Source organism: Thermithiobacillus tepidarius DSM 3134 (assembly GCF_000423825.1).
Taxonomy (GTDB): Bacteria; Pseudomonadota; Gammaproteobacteria; order Acidithiobacillales; family Thermithiobacillaceae; genus Thermithiobacillus; species Thermithiobacillus tepidarius.
Genome location: NZ_AUIS01000003.1, coordinates 65,624 through 83,462, shown reverse-complemented (window position 1 = coordinate 83,462; position 17,839 = coordinate 65,624). Strand labels below are relative to the sequence as shown.

At 65.7% G+C, this 17,839-nt stretch carries 23 protein-coding genes; 22 read left to right on the top strand and 1 reads right to left on the bottom strand.

All coding sequences use genetic code 11. The annotated features are described in order from the left end of the window. Positions 1-40: 40 nt before the first annotated feature. The 18 genes from G579_RS14970 (at position 41) to tatC (ending at position 13,013) form a co-directional block, all read left to right on the top strand. Positions 41-670 (top strand): MlaC/ttg2D family ABC transporter substrate-binding protein, encoded by a 630-nt coding sequence (locus G579_RS14970; RefSeq protein WP_038017349.1) that lies wholly within the window; start codon positions 41-43, stop codon positions 668-670. Next, on the top strand, positions 667-1,002 hold the full coding sequence (locus G579_RS0100435) for an STAS domain-containing protein (protein WP_038017346.1): 336 nt from the start codon (positions 667-669) through the stop codon (positions 1,000-1,002). The genes G579_RS14970 and G579_RS0100435 overlap by 4 nt, the downstream gene beginning before the upstream one ends. Before the next feature lie 18 nt (positions 1,003-1,020). Next, the gene (locus G579_RS0100430; RefSeq protein ID WP_028988613.1) at positions 1,021-1,932 is read left to right on the top strand and encodes an ABC transporter ATP-binding protein; all 912 of its coding nucleotides are present in this window, start codon (positions 1,021-1,023) and stop codon (positions 1,930-1,932) included. Next, positions 1,929-2,756 carry an ABC transporter permease gene (locus G579_RS0100425; protein WP_230973759.1) on the top strand — a complete coding sequence of 276 codons (828 nt, stop codon included), beginning with the start codon at positions 1,929-1,931 and terminating at the stop codon, positions 2,754-2,756. The genes G579_RS0100430 and G579_RS0100425 overlap by 4 nt, the downstream gene beginning before the upstream one ends. Before the next feature lie 95 nt (positions 2,757-2,851). Beyond that, positions 2,852-3,097 carry a BolA family protein gene (locus G579_RS0100420; protein WP_028988611.1) on the top strand — a complete coding sequence of 82 codons (246 nt, stop codon included), beginning with the start codon at positions 2,852-2,854 and terminating at the stop codon, positions 3,095-3,097. A 54-nt stretch (positions 3,098-3,151) separates the two neighbouring features. Next, positions 3,152-3,469 carry a Grx4 family monothiol glutaredoxin gene (grxD, locus tag G579_RS0100415; RefSeq protein WP_028988610.1) on the top strand — a complete coding sequence of 106 codons (318 nt, stop codon included), beginning with the start codon at positions 3,152-3,154 and terminating at the stop codon, positions 3,467-3,469. Positions 3,470-3,542: 73 nt separating this feature from the next. After that, a complete protein-coding gene (gene murA / locus G579_RS0100410; protein WP_028988609.1) occupies positions 3,543-4,799 on the top strand; it encodes a UDP-N-acetylglucosamine 1-carboxyvinyltransferase in 1,257 nt (418 codons plus the stop codon). Continuing rightward, positions 4,796-5,443 (top strand): ATP phosphoribosyltransferase, encoded by a 648-nt coding sequence (gene hisG / locus G579_RS0100405; protein ID WP_028988608.1) that lies wholly within the window; start codon positions 4,796-4,798, stop codon positions 5,441-5,443. The genes murA and hisG overlap by 4 nt, the downstream gene beginning before the upstream one ends. Continuing rightward, positions 5,440-6,738 (top strand): histidinol dehydrogenase, encoded by a 1,299-nt coding sequence (gene hisD, locus G579_RS0100400; RefSeq protein WP_028988607.1) that lies wholly within the window; start codon positions 5,440-5,442, stop codon positions 6,736-6,738. The genes hisG and hisD overlap by 4 nt, the downstream gene beginning before the upstream one ends. Continuing rightward, positions 6,735-7,817, top strand: a complete 1,083-nt coding sequence (gene hisC, locus G579_RS0100395; RefSeq protein WP_028988606.1) for a histidinol-phosphate transaminase — start codon at positions 6,735-6,737, stop codon at positions 7,815-7,817. Before hisD ends, hisC begins: the two co-directional genes overlap by 4 nt. After that, complete coding sequence (gene hisB / locus G579_RS0100390; protein WP_028988605.1) at positions 7,814-8,407, top strand: imidazoleglycerol-phosphate dehydratase HisB; 594 nt, start codon at positions 7,814-7,816, stop codon at positions 8,405-8,407. The genes hisC and hisB overlap by 4 nt, the downstream gene beginning before the upstream one ends. Before the next feature lie 2 nt (positions 8,408-8,409). Then, the gene (hisH, locus tag G579_RS0100385) at positions 8,410-9,078 is read left to right on the top strand and encodes an imidazole glycerol phosphate synthase subunit HisH (protein WP_038017342.1); all 669 of its coding nucleotides are present in this window, start codon (positions 8,410-8,412) and stop codon (positions 9,076-9,078) included. A gap of 55 nt (positions 9,079-9,133) precedes the next feature. Then, positions 9,134-9,865: a 1-(5-phosphoribosyl)-5-[(5-phosphoribosylamino)methylideneamino]imidazole-4-carboxamide isomerase gene (gene hisA, locus G579_RS0100380; protein ID WP_028988603.1), complete on the top strand. Its 732-nt coding sequence runs from the start codon at positions 9,134-9,136 to the stop codon at positions 9,863-9,865. Beyond that, complete coding sequence (gene hisF, locus G579_RS0100375) at positions 9,866-10,621, top strand: imidazole glycerol phosphate synthase subunit HisF (RefSeq protein ID WP_028988602.1); 756 nt, start codon at positions 9,866-9,868, stop codon at positions 10,619-10,621. Next, entirely contained in the window at positions 10,621-11,328 is a 708-nt protein-coding gene (gene hisIE / locus G579_RS0100370; protein WP_028988601.1) for a bifunctional phosphoribosyl-AMP cyclohydrolase/phosphoribosyl-ATP diphosphatase HisIE, read from the top strand. Before hisF ends, hisIE begins: the two co-directional genes overlap by 1 nt. A 70-nt stretch (positions 11,329-11,398) precedes the next feature. Then, on the top strand, positions 11,399-11,629 hold the full coding sequence (tatA, locus tag G579_RS0100365; RefSeq protein WP_028988600.1) for a twin-arginine translocase TatA/TatE family subunit: 231 nt from the start codon (positions 11,399-11,401) through the stop codon (positions 11,627-11,629). A 32-nt stretch (positions 11,630-11,661) separates the two neighbouring features. Further along, positions 11,662-12,054, top strand: coding sequence for a Sec-independent protein translocase protein TatB (gene tatB / locus G579_RS17965; RefSeq protein WP_051180653.1), 393 nt, complete (start codon positions 11,662-11,664; stop codon positions 12,052-12,054). A 71-nt stretch (positions 12,055-12,125) separates the two neighbouring features. Then, positions 12,126-13,013, top strand: a complete 888-nt coding sequence (tatC, locus tag G579_RS0100355) for a twin-arginine translocase subunit TatC (RefSeq protein WP_028988599.1) — start codon at positions 12,126-12,128, stop codon at positions 13,011-13,013. Between the two features lie 61 nt (positions 13,014-13,074). Here the strand turns inward: tatC and G579_RS14960 are convergent, their stop codons facing one another. Continuing rightward, positions 13,075-14,292: a Do family serine endopeptidase gene (locus G579_RS14960; RefSeq protein ID WP_051180652.1), complete on the bottom strand. Its 1,218-nt coding sequence runs from the start codon at positions 14,290-14,292 to the stop codon at positions 13,075-13,077. A 315-nt stretch (positions 14,293-14,607) separates the two neighbouring features. On the opposite strand from G579_RS14960, the gene petA reads away from it, so the two are divergent. From petA to G579_RS0100330, 4 genes are all read left to right on the top strand, one after another. Beyond that, complete coding sequence (gene petA, locus G579_RS0100345; RefSeq protein ID WP_028988598.1) at positions 14,608-15,189, top strand: ubiquinol-cytochrome c reductase iron-sulfur subunit; 582 nt, start codon at positions 14,608-14,610, stop codon at positions 15,187-15,189. Between the two features lie 24 nt (positions 15,190-15,213). Continuing rightward, positions 15,214-16,410: a cytochrome b gene (locus G579_RS0100340; protein WP_230973758.1), complete on the top strand. Its 1,197-nt coding sequence runs from the start codon at positions 15,214-15,216 to the stop codon at positions 16,408-16,410. Then, positions 16,410-17,105: a cytochrome c1 gene (locus G579_RS0100335; RefSeq protein ID WP_028988596.1), complete on the top strand. Its 696-nt coding sequence runs from the start codon at positions 16,410-16,412 to the stop codon at positions 17,103-17,105. Before G579_RS0100340 ends, G579_RS0100335 begins: the two co-directional genes overlap by 1 nt. A gap of 145 nt (positions 17,106-17,250) precedes the next feature. Next, positions 17,251-17,835 (top strand): glutathione S-transferase N-terminal domain-containing protein, encoded by a 585-nt coding sequence (locus tag G579_RS0100330; protein ID WP_230973757.1) that lies wholly within the window; start codon positions 17,251-17,253, stop codon positions 17,833-17,835. Positions 17,836-17,839 lie beyond the last annotated feature (4 nt).

Here is a 17,839-nt window from a genome sequence, read left to right as displayed (position 1 = left end):
GGATATCATTGGCTATTCACGGAAGACAAAAGGGTTGCACATGCACATCAACGTGTCGTATTTCGCGCGCTTCTTGGCGGTGCTGGCCGTCGGCCTGGCTCTGGCGGGTCCCGGCTGGGCCGCGCAGCGGCCGGACCCCGCGGTCATGGTCAAATCGACCTCCGACCAGGTGATCAAGGCGCTCAAGGAAAAGAACTACCAGGGGCCCGAGCGGCGGGCCGCCCTGCTGAAGCTGGTGGACGAGATCGTGCTGCCCCACTTCGACTTCAACCGCATGTCGCAATGGGTCATGGCGCGCAACTGGCGGACCATGACCCCCGCCCAGCAGAAGCAGTTCGTGCAGCTGTTCCGCGACCTGCTGGTGCGCACCTACTCCAATTCGCTGACCAATTACCGCGACCAGAAGATCGAGGTGAGCGGCACCACCATCGATCCGGCCAGCGGCGACGCGCTGGTGCGCATGGTGGTGCGCCAGAACGGCAACGAGGCCGACGTGCCCATCGTTTACCGCCTCTACTGGACGGGCTCGGCTTGGAAGGTCTACGACGTCACCATCGACAACGTCAGCCTGGTCACCAACTACCGCGCCTCCTTCGGGCGCATCGCCAGCCAGCAGGGCATCGATGCGCTCCTGCAGCGCCTGCAGCAGCGCGCCAAGGAGGCCGGGTGAGCGAGACCCGGCGGCCCGCCGCCGACTTCAGTTGGGCGACGGTGGGCAGCGAGCCCGTGCTGCGCCTGCAGGGCGTGTTGACGGTCTGGACCCTGGGCGACTTGCTGCCCCGCCTGCAGGCGGCCGTGCAAGAGCGCCCGCCGGTGCGGGTGGATCTGGGCGGGGTGGTGCAGGCCGACAGCGCCGCCCTGGCCTTGCTCGTCGAGCTGGCGCGGCAGAGTGTCGCCCAAGGCGGCCCGGCGCCGTTTTTTGCCGGCCTGCCGGCGAAGCTGCGGGATCTGGTGCGGCTCTACCATCTGCAGGACGTGCTGTCCTTCGACGCAGTCGCTTGAGCGGTTCGCGGAGCATCCATGACCCCCGCCATTGAAGTCCAGGCGTTGCGCAAGTCGTATCATGGCTTCCAGGCCCTCGCCGGGGTGGACCTGCGCATCGAGCCGGGCGAGTTCTTCGGCCTCCTCGGCCCCAACGGCGCCGGCAAGTCCACCCTGATCAACGTCCTGGCCGGGCTCGTGCGGCGCGACAGCGGCGCGGCCCGGGTGCTCGGCTTCGACGTGGAGCAGGACTATCGCCTGACCCGCCGGGCACTGGGGGTGGTGCCCCAGGAGATCGTCTACGATCCCTTCTTCAGCGTGCGGGAGATCTTGCGCCTGCAGTCCGGCTATTTCGGCCTGGGCCGCAACGACGATTGGATCGACGAGCTCCTGGCGGAGCTGGATCTGAGCGACAAGGCCAACACCAACATGCGCGCCCTGTCGGGCGGCATGAAGCGGCGCGTGCTCATCGCCCAGGCGCTGGTGCACCGGCCGCAGGTGGTGATCCTGGACGAGCCCACCGCCGGCGTCGACGTGGAGCTGCGCCAGAGCCTGTGGCGCTTCGTGCGCCGCCTGAACGGCCAAGGCCACACCATCGTCCTCACCACCCATTATCTGGAAGAGGCCGAGGCCCTGTGCGACCGCATCGGCATCCTGCGCAAGGGCCAGCTCATCGCCTGCGACAGCAAGGCGGCCCTGCTGGCACGCAATCCCCTGAAGACCCTGACCGTGGTCTTCGCCCAGCCGGTCGTGGTGGTGCCGGAGCTCTTGAAGCCGCTGGTCCGCAGCCACACCGGCGAGGCCCTGACCCTGCAGTACGACAGCCGGACCTGGCGCGTGAGCGAAATCCTGCTCGCCCTGCAGGCCCTGGACGTGGACATTCTCGACCTGAAGGTGCAGGAGCCGGATCTGGAGGACGTGTTCGTGAGTCTCCTGGGAGAGCGGGAATGAGCCCGGACAAGAGCAAGCCCATGCGCGCCGCGCGCGAGTACCGCGCCGCCGAGCCGCCGCGCTTCAACTGGCGCGCCGCCTACGGGCTCTTTCGCAAGGAGCTGCTGCGCTTTTCCAAGGTGTGGTTCCAGACCGTGCTCGCGCCGCTGGTCACCGCCTTGCTGTACCTGCTGGTGTTTTCCCACGTCATGTCGGGACGGCCGCCGGTGTATCCGGGCGTGGACTACGCGGCCTTCATCATCCCCGGCCTGATGATGATGTCGATCCTGCAGAACGCCTTCGCCAACAGCTCGTCGAGCCTGATCCAGTCCAAGGTGACCGGCAACATCGTCTTCGTGCTGCTTTCCCCGCTGAGCCACTGGGAATTCTTCGCCGCCATGACCGCCGCCAGCGTGGTGCGCGGCGTCGCCGTGGGCTCGGCCATCTATCTGTTTGCCATCTTCTATGTGCATTTGCCGGTCGCCCATCCGTTGACCCTGCTGCTCTTCACTCTGCTGGGCGCCGCCAGCCTCGGCGCGCTCGGCATCATCGGCGGCATCTGGGCCGACAAGTTCGACCAGATCGCCGCCTTTCAGAACTTCATCATCATGCCGCTCACCTTCCTGTCGGGCGTGTTTTACTCCATCCATTCGCTGCCGCCTTTCTGGCAGCTGCTGTCCCACTTCAATCCGTTCTTCTATATGATCGACGGCTTCCGCTACGGCTTTTTCGGCCATAGCGACGTGCCGGTCCTGCGCAGCGTGCTGATCGCTTCCGTGTTCTTCCTGCTGCTGGCGGCCATCGCCCTGATCCTGCTGCGCCGCGGCTACAAGCTGCGCCACTAGGCTGGCGGCACGGGTTGCGGGCCGGGTCCAAGCACGGTATAAGGACGGTTCGAAAGACGCCGGAACTTGGACTCCAACCAGTGAAAGGTGCAAGGATGCAGCCAGAGACCATTAAGCAGTTGATCGAACAGGGAATGCCGGGCGCCAAGGCGCAGGTGGCGGGCGACGGCCATCACTTCGAGGCCATCATCGTGAGCGACGCCTTTGAAGGGCTGAGCATGGTCCGTCAGCATCAGTTGGTCTACGCCGCCCTGGGCGATAAAATGCGCGAAGAGATCCACGCCCTGTCCATGCGCACCCTGACCCCCGCCCAGTGGGAGGCGATGCAGCAAGCGCGCTAGGCCTCGGCGCCAACCGGCCCGGTCCTGGGCTCACTCACGCAGGAGAATGCAGAGATGAAAGACATTCAGGAGCTGATCAAGGAGCAGGTGGAGCACCACAAGATCGTACTCTACATGAAGGGCAACCCGCGCATGCCCCAGTGCGGCTTTTCCGCGCGGGCCGTGCAGATCCTGCAGCAGTGCGGCGCCGACTTCGAGGCGGTGGACGTGCTGGCGAATCCGCAGATCCGCGACGGCATCAAGCAGTTCTCCAACTGGCCGACCATTCCGCAGCTGTACATCAACGGCGAGTTCATCGGCGGCAGCGACATCATGACCGACCTGTTCCGCCAGGGCGAGCTGCAGAAGCTGGTGGCGAGCACGAAGGAGTAAGCAGTCGTGAAGCGTGAAAGGTGAGCCGATCACGATTCACGTTTCACCTGTCACGAATCACGAGAAACACACGATGGATAAACTGTTGGTGCAGGCCAGCGGCCCGCTGAAAGGGGAGCTGCGCATTTCCGGGGCCAAGAACGCGGCCCTGCCGATCCTGGCGTCCACCCTGCTGGCGCGTGAGCCGGTGCATATCGGCAACGTCCCCCACCTGCGGGACGTGACCACCACCCTGGAGCTCCTGGGTACCCTGGGCGCCCGCCTCATGGTGGACGCGCAGCTGGGCATCGAGGTGGACCCGAGCACGGTCCACTCCGTCTGCGCCCCCTACGAGCTGGTCAAGACCATGCGCGCCTCCATCCTGGTGCTCGGTCCCCTGCTGGCCCGCCACGGCGAGGCCGAGGTGAGCCTGCCCGGCGGCTGCGCCATCGGCGGCCGGCCGGTCAATCTGCACATCAAGGGCCTCGAGGCCATGGGCGCCGAGATCAAGGTGGAGGGCGGCTACATCAAGGCCCGGGCCGACCGCCTGAAGGGCGCCCGCATCTTCATGGACATGGTGTCGGTGACCGGCACGGAAAACCTCATGATGGCGGCCACGCTGGCGGACGGCGTGACGGTCATCGAGAACGCCGCGCGCGAGCCGGAAGTGGTGGATCTGGCCGAGTGCCTCAACAAGATGGGCGCCCGCATCTCCGGCGCCGGCACCAGCGAAATCACCATCGAGGGCGTGGAGTCCCTGCACGGTGCCCGGCATGAGGTGTTGCCGGACCGCATCGAGGCGGGCACCTATCTGGTGGCCGGCGCCATCACCCAGGGCGACGTCATGCTCAAGCGCACCGGCGCGCACCTGCTGGATGCCGTGCTGGAGAAGCTGCGCGAGGCCGGCGCCGAGGTGGAGGAGGGGGATGACTGGATCCGCCTGCGCATGGACCGGCGCCCCAAGGCGGTGGACCTGCGTACCGCGCCTTATCCGGCGTTCCCGACGGACATGCAGGCCCAGTTCATGGCCCTGAACGCGGTGGCGGAGGGCAGCGGCGTCATCTCCGAGACCATCTTCGAAAACCGCTTCATGCACGTCCAGGAATTGCAGCGCCTGGGGGCGGACATCACCACCAACGGCCACACGGCCGTGGTGCGCGGCGTGGAGCGCCTGGTGGGCGCGCCGGTCATGGCCACCGACCTGCGCGCCTCCGCCAGCCTGGTGCTGGCCGGCCTGGTGGCGGAAGGCGAGACCCTCATCGACCGCATCTATCACATCGACCGCGGCTACGAACTCATCGAAGAGAAGCTGGGCGCCCTGGGCGCCGTCATCCGGCGGGTGGCCTCATGAGCGAATCCTTGACCATTGCCCTGTCCAAGGGGCGCATCTTCAAGGAAGCGCTGCCCCTGCTGGCGGCGGCGGACATCCACCCGCTGGAGGACCCGGAGCAGTCGCGCAAGCTCATCCTGCCCACCAACCGTCCCGACGTGCGCCTGGTCATCATCCGCGCCTCGGACGTGCCCACCTACGTGGAGTACGGCGCGGCGGACGTGGGCATCGCCGGACGCGACGTGCTCATGGAGCAGCACGATGTGGACCTCTATGAGCCGCTGGACCTCGGCATCGGCCGCTGCCGCATGGTGGTGGCCGAGCCGGCCGGCCTGGCCGCCCAGGACGATCCGCGCAGCTGGGAACGGGTGCGCATCGCCACCAAGTACCCGCACATCACCCGCAGCCACTTCAGCCGCAAGGGCGTGCAGACCGAGATCATCAAGCTCTACGGCTCCATGGAGCTGGCGCCGCTGGTGGGCTTGTCGGACCGCATCGTGGACCTCGTGTCCACCGGCACCACCCTGCGCGAAAACGGCCTGGTGGAGGTGGAGCACATCGCCGAGATCAGCTCGCGCCTAGTGGTGAACAAGGCGGCCATGAAGCTCAAGCAGCGCGCCGTCAAGGACTTGATCAAGCACCTGGAACAGAAGGTGAGCGCATGATACGCCTGGACAGCCGCACCCCCGATTTCGACCAAGCCCTGCGCCGCCTCACCGACTGGGATGCCGGCCTGGACCCGGCCGTGGAAGCCACCGTGCGCGACGTGCTGCACGCGGTGCGCGAGCAGGGCGACCGGGCCGTGCTGGACTACACGCAGCGCTTTGACCGGCTACGGGCGAATAGCCTGGCGGAGCTGGAGGTGCCCCGCGCGAAATTGCGGGAGGCGCTGGCCGGCCTGGCACCCGCCGATCGCGAGGCGCTGGCGCTGGCCGCCGAGCGCATCCGCAGCTATCACGAGCGCCAAGTGGCGGAAAGCTGGGAGTACAGCGAGGCCGACGGCACCCGCCTGGGCCAGCGGGTAACACCGCTCGCCCGGGTGGGCATCTACGTGCCCGGCGGCAAGGCCGCCTACCCCTCCAGCGTGCTCATGAACGCCATTCCCGCCAAGGTGGCCGGGGTGGCCGAGATCATCATGGTGGTGCCCGCGCCCGGCGGCGAGCTGAACCCCCTGGTGCTGGCCGCGGCCGAGCTGGCCGGCGTGGATCGGGTCTTCACCATCGGCGGCGCGCAGGCGGTGGCGGCCCTGGCCTACGGCACCGAAACGGTGCCGGCGGTGGACAAGATCGTCGGGCCCGGCAACATTTACGTGGCCACCGCCAAGCGCATGGTCTTCGGCCGCGTGGGCATCGACATGATCGCCGGGCCCAGCGAGATCCTGGTCATCAGCGACGGCCAGACCGATCCCGACTGGCTGGCCATGGATCTGCTGAGCCAGGCGGAACACGACGAGCAGGCCCAGAGCATTCTCATCAGCTGGGATGCGGACTGCCTGACGCGGGTGGCGGCCTCGGTGGACAAGCTGCTGCCGACCCTGGAGCGCGAGGCCATCGCCCGTCAGGCCTGGGACAGCCGCGCCGCCCTCATTCTGGTGCGCGACGCCGCCGAGGCCTGCGCGGTGGCCGACCGCATCGCGCCCGAACATCTGGAGCTGTCGGTGGCCGACCCGGACGCCCTGCTGCCCGCGTTGCACAACGCCGGCGCCGTCTTCATGGGCCGCTACACGGCCGAGGCGCTGGGCGATTACGTGGCTGGTCCCAATCACGTGCTGCCCACGGCGGGCAGCGCCCGCTTCTCTTCGCCCCTGGGCGTCTATGACTTCCAGAAGCGCACCAGCATCATCTACGCCAGCGCCGTCGGCGCCGACCAGCTGGGCCGGGCGGCCAAGCGCCTGGCCGAAGGGGAGGGCCTCACCGCCCACGCCCGCTCCGCCGCCTACCGGATCCGGGAAGGCCAATGAGCAACGCCGACGCGCGCCTGCGGCGCTGGCTGCGCCCGCAGCTCCTGGCCAGTCGGGCTTATCACGTGCAGGACAGCCGCGGTCTGATCAAACTGGATGCCATGGAAAACCCCTATCCGCTGCCTGAGGCCTTGCGCGAAGGCTGGCTGGCCGCCCTGCGCGACGCCGAGCTCAACCGCTACCCCGATCCCCAGGCGGGTGCGCTGTGCGAGCTGCTGCGGGAGCAGCTGCGGCTCGGCCCGGACATCGGCCTGCTGCTCGGCAACGGTTCCGACGAGCTGATTCAGCTCCTGGCCATCGCCCTGGCCGGGCCCGAGCGTGTGGTGCTGGCGCCGACTCCTGCCTTCGTCATGTACCAGGTGCTGGCCGACGCCCTCGGGATGCGCTTTGAGGGCGTGCCGCTGACCGCGGACTTCCAGTTGGACCGCGACGCCATGCTGGCCGCCATCGCCGCCCGGCAGCCGGCGGTCGTCTATCTGGCCTATCCCAACAACCCCACCGGCAACCTCTTCGATGCGGCGGTCATGCGCGAGATCATCGAGGCCGCCCCCGGCCTGGTGGTGGTGGACGAGGCCTACGCCCCCTTCAGCGGCGGGCGCAGCTTCCTCGGCGAGCTGGGCCGCTACGACAATCTGCTCCTGATGCGCACCCTGTCCAAGCAGGGTCTGGCGGGTCTGCGGCTGGGCCTGCTGCTGGGCCCCAAGCCCTGGATCGACGAACTGGACAAACTGCGCTTGCCGTATAATATCAATGTGTTGACGCAGGTCAGCGCGCGTTTCATCCTGGAACACGGCGCGGTGCTGGCGGAACAGGCGGATTGGATTCTGGCCGAGCGGGCGCGCTTGGCGCAGGCGCTGGCGGCCCTGTCCGGGATCACGGCCTATCCGAGCGATGCCAACTTCATCCTGTTCCGCGCTCCGGCGGGGCGCGGGCCCGGCATCTTCCAAGGCCTGCGCGAAAAAGGTATTCTCATCAAGAATTTGCATGGCACCCCCGGCCTCGACGACTGCTTGCGCGTGACGGTCGGGACGGCGGCGGAGAACACCGCCTTCCTGCAAGCGTTGGAGACTTTGCTATGACCCCCCGCATGGCCTCGCGCCGGCGCGAGACGCTGGAGACGCAGATCAGCGTCACCCTGAACCTGGACGGCAACGGCGAGGCGCGGCTCGACACCGGGCTGCCTTTTCTGGACCACATGCTGCACCAGATCGCCCGCCACGGCCTCATCGACCTGCAGATCGAAGCGAGCGGCGACCTGCACATCGATGCCCATCACACGGTGGAGGACATCGGCATCACCCTCGGCCAGGCGCTGCACGAGGCGGTGGGCGACAAGTCCGGCATCCTGCGCTATGGCCATGCCTACGTGCCCCTGGACGAGGCCCTGAGCCGGGTGGTGGTGGACTTTTCCGGCCGTCCGGGCCTGGAGTATCACGTGGAGTTCCCGCGCGGCCAGGTGGGCGGCTTCGACGTGGATCTCTTCTACGAGTTCTTCCAGGGTCTGGTCAATCACGCCCAGATTACCCTGCATGTCGATTGCCTGCGGGGCCGCAACGCGCACCACATCGCCGAAACCGTGTTCAAGGCCACCGGCCGCGCCCTGCGCATGGCGCTGGAGCGCGATGCTCGCAGTGCCGGGGTGGTGCCGTCCACCAAAGGTGCCTTGTGAGCATGCCGAACTCCCGGACCGCCATCGTCGACTACGGCATGGGCAACCTGCGCTCGGTGGCCAAGGCCGTGGAGCACCTGGGCGGGCGGCCGCTGGTCACCAGCGATCCGGCGGAGCTGGAGCGCGCCGACCGGGTGATCTTCCCCGGCGTGGGGGCTTTCGGGGACTGCCTGGCCGCCCTGGATGAGCGCGGCCTGCGCGAGGCGGTGGTGCAGGCGGCCCGCAACAAGCCTTTTTTCGGCATCTGCCTGGGCATGCAGCTCCTCATGGAGTCCAGCGAGGAGCACGGCCTGCACGAGGGGCTGGGCCTTTTGCCCGGCCGGGTGCTGGCCTTCCCCGAGGAAGCGCTGGCGGGTCACCGGGGCCAGCGCCTGAAGGTGCCGCACATGGGCTGGAATGAGGTGCAGCAGGTCATGCCGCACCCCATGTGGCGGGGCATTTCCCAGGACGCGCGCTTCTACTTCGTGCACTCCTACTACGTGGAGCCGGCCAGCCCCGAGCTGATCGCCGCCTTTACCCCTTACGGCTTTTCCTTTACCTCGGCCATCGCGCGGGACAACATCTTCGCCGTGCAGTTCCACCCGGAGAAGAGCCAGCGCGCCGGCCTGACCTTGCTCGGCAATTTCCTGGCCTGGGACGGCCGCGCCGAGGGCGCGGGCTGCGGCGCGTGAGCGGCATGGCGGCTCGATTCATTTTTGCTTTGACGAACACGGAGCGACGCGGATTATGTTGCTGATTCCGGCCATTGACCTCAAGGACGGCCAGTGCGTGCGCCTGAAGCAGGGGCGCATGGAGGACGATACGGTCTTTTCCGATGATCCCGTCGCCATGGCCCGGCGCTGGGTGGAAATGGGCACCAAGCGCCTGCATCTGGTGGATCTCAACGGCGCCTTCGCCGGTCAGCCCGTGAACGCGGCCGCCATCCGCGCCATCACCGCCGCCTATCCCGACGTGGAGGTGCAGGTGGGCGGCGGCATCCGCGACGAGGAGACCATCGAGGCCTATCTGCAGGCGGGCGTGCGCTACGTCATCATCGGCACCCAGGCGGTGCGCAACCCCGGCTTCGTGTCCGACGTCTGCGTCGAGTTTCCCGGCCACATCATCGTCGGCCTCGATGCCCAGGACGGCCGCGTGGCCACCGAGGGCTGGTCCAAGCTGTCCAAGCACGACGTCATCGACCTGGCCCGCAAGTTCGAGGATCACGGCGTGGAGGCCCTGATCTACACCGACATCAGCCGCGACGGCATGCTGAGCGGCCCCAACATCGAGGCCACCGTGCGCCTGGCCCGCTCCGTCAACATTCCGGTCATCGCCTCCGGCGGCATTTCCAGCATCAAAGACATCGAGGCTTTGAAGGCGGTGGAACAAGAGGGCGTCACGGGCGCCATCACCGGCCGCGCCATTTACGAGGGCACGCTGGACTTCGCCGAGGCCCTGCGCCTGGCCCAGGACGATTAGATGCTGGCCAAACGCATAATTCCCTGCCTCGACATCGACGCCGGCCGCGTGGTCAAGGGCGTGCGCTTCGAAGGGCTCAAGGACGCCGGCGATCCGGTGGAAATCGCCAAGCGCTATGACGAGCAGGGCGCCGACGAACTGGTGTTCCTGGACATCTCCGCCAGCCACGAAGGCCGCGCCACCCTGCTGGACACGGTGGCGGCGGTGGCCGGCCAAGTCTTCATCCCGCTGACGGTGGGCGGCGGCGTGCGCAGCGTCGAGGACGTGCGCCGCCTGCTGCACGCCGGTGCGGACAAGGTCGCCATCAACACCGCGGCGGTGCAGGAGCCGGAGCTGGTGCGCGCCGCCAGCCAGCGCTTCGGCAATTCCTGCATCGTGGTGGCGGTGGACGCCAAGCGCGTGGGCGATCACTGGGAGGTCTTCACCCACGGCGGACGCAAGCCCACCGGCCTGGATGCGGTGGATTGGGCGCGCCGGATGGCCGATCATGGCGCCGGGGAGATCCTGCTCACCAGCATGGACTGCGACGGCACCAAGGCCGGCTTCGACCTGGCCCTGACCCGGGCCGTGGCCGACGCCGTGCCGGTGCCGGTGATCGCCAGCGGCGGCGTGGGCAATCTGGATCATCTGGTGGCGGGCATCAAGGAGGGGCATGCCGACGCCGTCTTGGCCGCCAGCATCTTCCACTTCGGCGAGTTCACCGTCCGCGAAGCCAAGCTGTATCTGGCTTCGCACAACATCGAGGTGCGGCTCTGATGGGCTGGCGGGATGCCGATCCAGCCCTGCTGGAGGCGATCAAGTGGGACGCCCAGGGTCTGGTGCCGGCCATTGCCCAGGAGGCGCGTACCGGCGAGGTGCTCATGCTGGCTTACATGAGCCGCGAGTCCTTGGCTGCTACCCTGCGCGATGGCTACGCAACGTATTACTCTCGTTCCCGCCAGTCCCTGTGGCGCAAGGGCGAGACCTCGGGCCATCTGCAAAAGCTGGTGGACCTGCGCCTGGACTGCGACGGCGACACCCTGCTGCTGCGCGTGGCCCAGAGCGGCCCCGCCTGCCACACGGGCGAGGACACCTGCTTTTTCCGCGAGCAGGATGCCGGCGGCTGGTCGGCTGCAGCGCCGCCGCCGGCCACCGTCCTGCAGGCCCTGTGCGAGACCATTTCGGCGCGGCGCCTGGCCGATCCGGCACAGTCCTACGTGGCCAATCTCTTCGCCGGCGGACAGGACAAAATCCTGAAGAAGGTCGGCGAGGAAGCGGCGGAAACCATCATCGCCGCCAAGAACGGCGATCCCCAGGCGCTGGCCTACGAGACCGCCGACCTGTTCTTCCATGTCCTGGTCATGCTGGTGGAACGGGGCTTGCATGTAAATGATGTCCTGCGGGAACTGGCCCGGCGCGAAGGCATGTCCGGCATTGCCGAAAAGGCGGCCAGGGGCCAAGGGAACGATAGCTGGAAAAAGTAGCCTAATTGATGAATGCGGCCGTATCATGGACGGCTGCAATGTGTGTGAATTGTTGGCATAAGGAGTAAGCATGGGTACCTTCAGCATCTGGCATTTGCTCGTCGTCCTGCTCATCGCCCTGGTGATCTTCGGCGCGGGCAAGGTGCGCAACATTGGTGGCGATCTGGGCGCCGCGATCAAAAACTTCCGCAGCGCGGTCAAGGAAGAGGAAGAGACCGCCCCGGCGAGCAGCAAGGGCATCCCGGACGGCGGGCGCACCCTGGAAGCCGAGGTGAAGCACGAAGAAACGGTGAAGCGCTGAGCCGCTGCCTCAGCCCGGACGAGTAGACCGCCATGTTCAACATCGGTTTCAGCGAAATGCTGGTGATCGGCATTATCGCGCTGATCGTCGTCGGCCCGGACAAATTGCCGGAGCTGGCGCGCACCGTGGGTCGGTGGGTGGGCGCGGCACGGCGCATGGTCGCCGATGTGAAGGCCGAGGTCGACGAGCAGTTGCTGCTGGACGAGATCGCCCGCCGCAACCGCGAGATCATGGAGATGGACGCCCTGGGCATCAACAAGAAACCCGCTGAGAACCAGGCCAGCGTGCCGAGCGGCACGGCGGCAGGAGGCGAGCCCGCTCCCGGAGGGCCCGCGGCTGGGAACCCGGGTGCCGCCCCGGCAGGGGCGGAGGCGGTGCCGCCCGAGCCGGGGACTGCGCAGCCGCCCCGCCAGACCTTGCATTAGCGGTTCGGGCACCTGCCGGGCCGGCAGCACTCAAAAGAACAAGGCCCAACCACCCCTGAAAGAATCAGAGCATGAGCGACCCTGCGGATCAGCAAGCGGAAAACACCTTCATCGGCCACTTGCTGGAATTGCGCAGCCGACTGGTCAGGTCCGTGCTGGCCCTGCTGGCCGGCTTTGCCGTTGCCTATCCCTTTTCCCGGCAGATCTACGCCTTTCTGGCGGCGCCGCTGACGGCGGTCCTGCCGCCCGACAGCAAGCTGATTTTCACCAGCCTGCCGGAAGTCTTCCTCACCTACGTGAAGCTGTCCATGCTGGCCGGCTTCTTCTTCGCCCTGCCGGTCATCCTGTATCAGTTCTGGGCCTTCGTGGCGCCGGGGCTGTACCAGCACGAGCGGCGCCTGTTCTTCCCCATGCTCTTTGCCTCGGTAGCGCTTTTTTTCGGGGGCGCGGCCTTCGCCTATTACCTGGTCTTCCCGGCGGCCTTCCATTTCTTCATCAGTTTCGCCGGCGGCGACATTACCGCCATGCCCGCGGTGCGGGATTACCTGAGCTTGGCCATCACCTTCATGCTGGCCTTCGGCGCGGCCTTCCAGATTCCGGTGCTCACCGTGGTGTTGGCCAAGATCGGCGTGGTGTCCGTGGCGACCCTCAAGCGCAGCCGGCGTTACGTGCTGCTGGGCTGCTTCATCGTGGCGGCCGTGGTGACGCCGCCCGATGTGCTGTCCCAGTTCATGTTGGCGGTGCCCATGTACTTGCTGTTTGAGCTGGGGCTGGTTTTTGTCGGGATGACGAGCCGGACGGCGGAAACAGCGGCGGGTGCGGCGGCGCCGGAAGCGGAAGGGGAGGCATCTGCATCGGGCCCGGTGGACATGGACCAGGCCTTGGATGACGCGGAGCGTGAGTTGTCCGCCTTGAACGAGCAGGAGCCGCCGTCATCCACTTCCAAGGGAGAGCGCTAGCCCGCATCGAGGGTTGAGCAACGTGGCCTGGGGCCTGCCCGCAATCGCGGGGCAGGCCTTTTTATTGTGGCGGCGCCGGGGGCAGCGGCAGCGCTTCGCTGGGCACTTCGGCGATGGGCGGCGGCGGGGGGCGCACGCCTACCCGGATGGCTTTTTGCATCTTGTTGCCCTGACGCACGATGGTCAAGGTGATCTTGCTGCCCGGCTTGTAATCGGCAATGCGGTTGAGCAGTTCCTTGGCATCGCGCAGCGGCTTGCCGTCGATCTCCACGATCACGTCGCCCGGCTGCAACTGTGCCTGTGCGGCGGGGCTTTCCGGCAGGATGGCGGTGACCAGGGCGCCGCTTCCCGCAGCTAGCCCGAAGGAACTGGCGAGTGCGGGATCGAGATCCTGGGCGCCCACGCCCAGCCAGCCGCGGGTCACGTGTCCGGTTTCGATCAACTGCTTCATCACGCGCGCGGCCAGATCCACGGGAATGGCAAAGCCGATGCCCAGCGAGCCGCCGCCTTCGCGGCTGAAGATGGCCGTGTTGATGCCCACCAGATTGCCGTGCGTATCCACCAGGGCCCCGCCCGAGTTGCCGGGATTGATGGCCGCGTCGGTCTGGATGAAGTCCTCGAAGGCGTTGATCCCCAATTGCGAGCGCCCCAGCGCGCTGACGATGCCCATGGTCACGGTCTGGCCCACGGCAAAGGGGTTGCCGATGGCCAGCACCACGTCGCCCACCTGGATGTTGCGCGAATGTCCCAGCACGATGTGGGGCAGGTTGCCCAGGTCCACCTTGAGGACTGCCAGATCGCTTTCCGGATCGCTGCCCACCAGCCTGCCCTTGGCGGTGCGGCCGTCGTGCAGGCCGACTTCGATCTCCTGAGCCGCCGCCACCACGTGGGCATTGGTCAGGATATAGCCGTCAGCGCTGACCAGCACGCCCGAGCCCAGGCTGCGCTCCATCTGCCGGCGCGGGATGCTGGGCACGTTGTCGCCGAAGAACTGCCGGAAAGTGGGATCGTTGAGAAACGGGTGGGCATCCACGGCCACCACCTTGGTGGAGGCGATGTTGACCACGGCCGGGGCGGCATATTGCACGGCCTCGGCGAAGCTGACCAGGGGGTGGCGCGCAACGCGCTGGCTTTCCTTGTTGCTGGCGACCTGCATGATCACCTGATTGGGGGGCAGGATGCGCGACAGCAGGGCGGGCTTGAGAATGTAGATGAGCAGGGCGCCTGCCAGACCAATGATGCCGGCGGTCAGAAACAAGGAGGTCAGGCGTGTGCGCATAAGGGGTCCCTGGCGTGAAGAACGATGGGCGGTCCCAAGATTAAGACCGAGTCTAGTTTATGTCCAGTCGTCCTGCTCAGTATGCAATAAATATCAGCATATGGAGATTAATTAACTTAATGAACAAATAAATTATTCATTAATTGATCTAGAGATATTTTTCTAGCATGCTTAGCCGGTCAAAAATCAGGGCGAGCGTAGGATCGGGACGCTGCCGGGAGTGCCTCCTGGTGGCGTCCATTATAAATAAAAGCCCAAATGTTGTCCCCCCGGTATTTCTGGGTTTCCTTTGAACATCCTGGTATAGGAGCTTTTATGAGTGAGCAAGGCGTTGATAAGGGTAAACGGCGCTTTCTGACTGCTGCAACGACAGTGGTGGGCGCGGTGGGCGCCGGCTTTGTGGCGGTGCCGTTTATCAAGAACATGAGCCCCAGCGAGGCGGTGAAGGCGGCCGCCACGACTGAGGCGGATATCAGCAAGATGGATCCAGGGATGCAGCTGACGGTGCTGTGGCAAGGGAAACCCGTGGCGATCGTGCGGCGCACGCCCGAGATGCTGGCGACCCTGGACAAGGTGGCCGGCGAGCTGGCCGATCCCAATTCCAGCGATTCGGTGCAGCCGGCTTACGCCAAAAACAAATACCGCTCCCGCAAGCCCGAGTATCTGGTGATGCTGAGCATCTGCACCCATCTGGGCTGCGTGCCGCTCTACAAGCCCAAGCCGGGCGAAGTGACCCCGGATTGGCAGGGGGGCTATTTCTGTCCTTGCCATGGTTCCAAGTACGACCTGGCCGGCCGCGTGTTCAAGAACGTGCCTGCGCCGCGCAACATGGATATTCCGCCCTATGCCCTTTTTGACGGCGACAAAAAGGTGCTCATTGGCAAAGACCAGGCATAAGGAGAGAAACAGATGGGCAGCTTGATGAAATGGATTGATGAGCGCTTCCCGCTCACCAGCTCGATAAAGGCGCACATGACGGAATACTATGCGCCGAAAAACTTCAATATCTGGTACTACTTCGGCTCTCTGGCCATGCTGGTGCTGGTCATTCAGATCCTGTCGGGCATCTTTCTGACCATGAACTACAAGCCGGATGCCGCCAAGGCCTTCGATTCCATCCAGTACATCATGTACGACGTGGATTACGGCTGGCTGATGCGCTATCTCCACTCCACCGGCGCCTCCATGTTCTTCGTGGTGGTCTACCTGCACATGATGCGCGGCCTCATGTACGGTTCCTTCAAGAAGCCCCGTGAGCTGATCTGGATCTTCGGCATGCTCATCTACGTGGTGCTGATGGCCGAAGCCTTCCTCGGCTACGTGCTGCCCTTCGGCAACATGTCCCTGTGGGGCGCCCAGGTGATCATCTCGCTGTTCGGCGCCATTCCCGGCATCGGCGAGCCCCTGGCCGAGTGGATCCGCGGCGGCCCCGTGGTGGCGGACCCCACCGTCAACCGCTTCCTGGCGCTGCACGTGGTGGCTGTGCCCCTGGTCCTGATCGGCCTGATCGTGGCCCACCTCATTGCCCTGCATGAAGTCGGCTCCAACAACCCCGACGGCGTGGAGATCAAGAAGAACAAGGGCGCGGACGGCCATCCGGTGGACGGCATTCCCTTCCATCCCTATTACACCGTCAAGGACATCTTCGGCGTCGGCGTGTTCCTGATCGTATTCGCCGCCATCATCTTCTACGCGCCGACCATGGGCGGTGTCTTCCTGGAGCACGACAACTACTTCCCGGCCGACCCGGTGCAGACGCCGCCGGAGATCAAGCCCCTGTGGTATCTGACGCCCTTCTACGCGATGCTGCGTGCGGTGCCGGACAAGCTGATGGGCGTGATCGTGATGGCGCTGTCGCTGCTCATCCTGTTCTTCATGCCCTGGCTCGACCGCTCCCCGGTCAAGTCGGTTCGTCACCGGCCGATCTACCGGATCATGCTCATCGTCTTCGCCATCACCTTCGTGGTGCTGGGCTACCTGGGCATGAATCCGCCGTCGCCCACCTATACCATGTTGGCGCGGGTGTTTACGGTCATTTACTTCCTCTTCTTCCTGGCGCTGCCGTTCGTGAGCAAGATCGAGCGCACCAAACCGGTTCCTGAAAGGGTGACGATGTGATGAAAAAGCTAATAACGATTCTGTTGATGGGAGTGATGTGGCTGCCTGCCCTGGGGCGGGCGAGCGAAGCGGCGGTCAAGCTGGACCATCCGGAGTACACCTTCGACCGGGAGACTATCCAGCGCGGCGCCAAGATCTTCGCCGAGTACTGCTTCACCTGCCACAGCGTGAAATACATGCGCTACAACCGGCTGGTCGCCGACCTGGGCATGCCCGAGTCGGTGGTCAAGCAGGAGATCATGCGTCCCGATGGAGCCAAGATCAACGGCAACATGACCGTGACCATGTCGCATGATGATGCCGCCGCCTGGTTCGGCAAGGCGCCGCCGGATCTGAGCCTGGAGGCGCGGGCTCGCGGCGTGGACTGGATCTATACCTATCTGCGCAGCTTCTATCGCGACAACGGCCGTCCCACGGGCTGGAACAACCATGTCTTCCCCATGGTGGCCATGCCCAATGTCCTGGCTCCGCTGCAGGGCGAGAAGGACGCGAACGGCAAGGTGATCCAGGCGGGCAGCATGACGCCGCAGCAGTTCGACAAGACGGTGGCCGACCTGACTGCCTTCCTGCAGTACGTCAGCGATCCCTCCGAGCTGAAGCGGCAATCCATGGGGCCGTACGTGCTCGGCTTCCTGCTGATCTTCACCATCCTGGCTTATCTGCTGAAGCGCGAGTACTGGCGCGACGTGCACTAGGCCGATGTTTGGCGAGCCCGGCGCAAGCCGGCGGGGAAAGGGGGCAGCGATGCCCCCTTTTTTCGTGCGCAGATGCTAAAATGGAGGGACTGACAGGCAAGAGAAGGTGTGCGATATGGCAATATCAAGCAGTAAAAAGCCCATCATGACATTGTATTCCTCCGGCCTCTGCCCCTACGCCCAGCGGGTGCGCATCGTCCTCGAAGAAAAGGCCATGGAGCATCAGGTCATCGAGGTGGATCTGGCGAACAAGCCCGAGGATCTGGAGGACCTGAATCCCTACGGGCAGGTGCCTACCCTGGTCGACCGCGAACTGGTGATCTACGAGTCCAGCATCATCAACGAATACCTGGACGAGCGCTTTCCCCATCCGCCGCTGATGCCCGTGGATCCTGTCTCCCGGGCCAAGGCGCGCCTGCTCATCCTGCGCATCGACCGCGACTGGTTCATGCCGCTTTTTTCCACGCCGCAGCCTTCTGAAAAGATCAAGCAGCTCGTGCGGGACGGCCTCACCGCCATCTCGCCCTTGTTCAATTCCCAGCGTTTCCTGATGGGCGACGAGTTCTCCCTGGTTGACTGCGCCGTCGCGCCGCTGCTGTGGCGCCTGCCGCACCTGGGCATCGAGCTGCCGGCCAGCGCCAAGCCGATCCTCAACTACATGGAGCGGGTCTTCGCGCGCGACAGCTTCCAGCGCAGCCTGACCATGGCCGAACGCGACCTGCGGGGCTGACCCC

Excerpts from the sequence above, each read along its gene's own strand:
- G579_RS14970 (WP_038017349.1), top strand. The coding sequence starts at position 41 with ATGCACATCAACGTGTCGTATTTCGCGCGCTTCTTGGCGGTGCTGGCC.
- G579_RS0100430 (WP_028988613.1), top strand. The coding sequence starts at position 1,021 with ATGACCCCCGCCATTGAAGTCCAGGCGTTGCGCAAGTCGTATCATGGC.
- G579_RS0100425 (WP_230973759.1), top strand. The coding sequence starts at position 1,929 with ATGAGCCCGGACAAGAGCAAGCCCATGCGCGCCGCGCGCGAGTACCGC.
- G579_RS0100420 (WP_028988611.1), top strand. The coding sequence starts at position 2,852 with ATGCAGCCAGAGACCATTAAGCAGTTGATCGAACAGGGAATGCCGGGC.
- grxD (WP_028988610.1), top strand. The coding sequence starts at position 3,152 with ATGAAAGACATTCAGGAGCTGATCAAGGAGCAGGTGGAGCACCACAAG.
- murA (WP_028988609.1), top strand. The coding sequence starts at position 3,543 with ATGGATAAACTGTTGGTGCAGGCCAGCGGCCCGCTGAAAGGGGAGCTG.
- hisG (WP_028988608.1), top strand. The coding sequence starts at position 4,796 with ATGAGCGAATCCTTGACCATTGCCCTGTCCAAGGGGCGCATCTTCAAG.
- hisD (WP_028988607.1), top strand. The coding sequence starts at position 5,440 with ATGATACGCCTGGACAGCCGCACCCCCGATTTCGACCAAGCCCTGCGC.
- hisC (WP_028988606.1), top strand. The coding sequence starts at position 6,735 with ATGAGCAACGCCGACGCGCGCCTGCGGCGCTGGCTGCGCCCGCAGCTC.
- hisB (WP_028988605.1), top strand. The coding sequence starts at position 7,814 with ATGACCCCCCGCATGGCCTCGCGCCGGCGCGAGACGCTGGAGACGCAG.
- hisH (WP_038017342.1), top strand. The coding sequence starts at position 8,410 with ATGCCGAACTCCCGGACCGCCATCGTCGACTACGGCATGGGCAACCTG.
- hisA (WP_028988603.1), top strand. The coding sequence starts at position 9,134 with ATGTTGCTGATTCCGGCCATTGACCTCAAGGACGGCCAGTGCGTGCGC.
- hisF (WP_028988602.1), top strand. The coding sequence starts at position 9,866 with ATGCTGGCCAAACGCATAATTCCCTGCCTCGACATCGACGCCGGCCGC.
- hisIE (WP_028988601.1), top strand. The coding sequence starts at position 10,621 with ATGGGCTGGCGGGATGCCGATCCAGCCCTGCTGGAGGCGATCAAGTGG.
- tatA (WP_028988600.1), top strand. The coding sequence starts at position 11,399 with ATGGGTACCTTCAGCATCTGGCATTTGCTCGTCGTCCTGCTCATCGCC.
- tatB (WP_051180653.1), top strand. The coding sequence starts at position 11,662 with ATGTTCAACATCGGTTTCAGCGAAATGCTGGTGATCGGCATTATCGCG.
- tatC (WP_028988599.1), top strand. The coding sequence starts at position 12,126 with ATGAGCGACCCTGCGGATCAGCAAGCGGAAAACACCTTCATCGGCCAC.
- G579_RS14960 (WP_051180652.1), bottom strand. The coding sequence starts at position 14,292 with ATGCGCACACGCCTGACCTCCTTGTTTCTGACCGCCGGCATCATTGGT.
- petA (WP_028988598.1), top strand. The coding sequence starts at position 14,608 with ATGAGTGAGCAAGGCGTTGATAAGGGTAAACGGCGCTTTCTGACTGCT.
- G579_RS0100340 (WP_230973758.1), top strand. The coding sequence starts at position 15,214 with ATGAAATGGATTGATGAGCGCTTCCCGCTCACCAGCTCGATAAAGGCG.
- G579_RS0100335 (WP_028988596.1), top strand. The coding sequence starts at position 16,410 with ATGAAAAAGCTAATAACGATTCTGTTGATGGGAGTGATGTGGCTGCCT.
- G579_RS0100330 (WP_230973757.1), top strand. The coding sequence starts at position 17,251 with ATGACATTGTATTCCTCCGGCCTCTGCCCCTACGCCCAGCGGGTGCGC.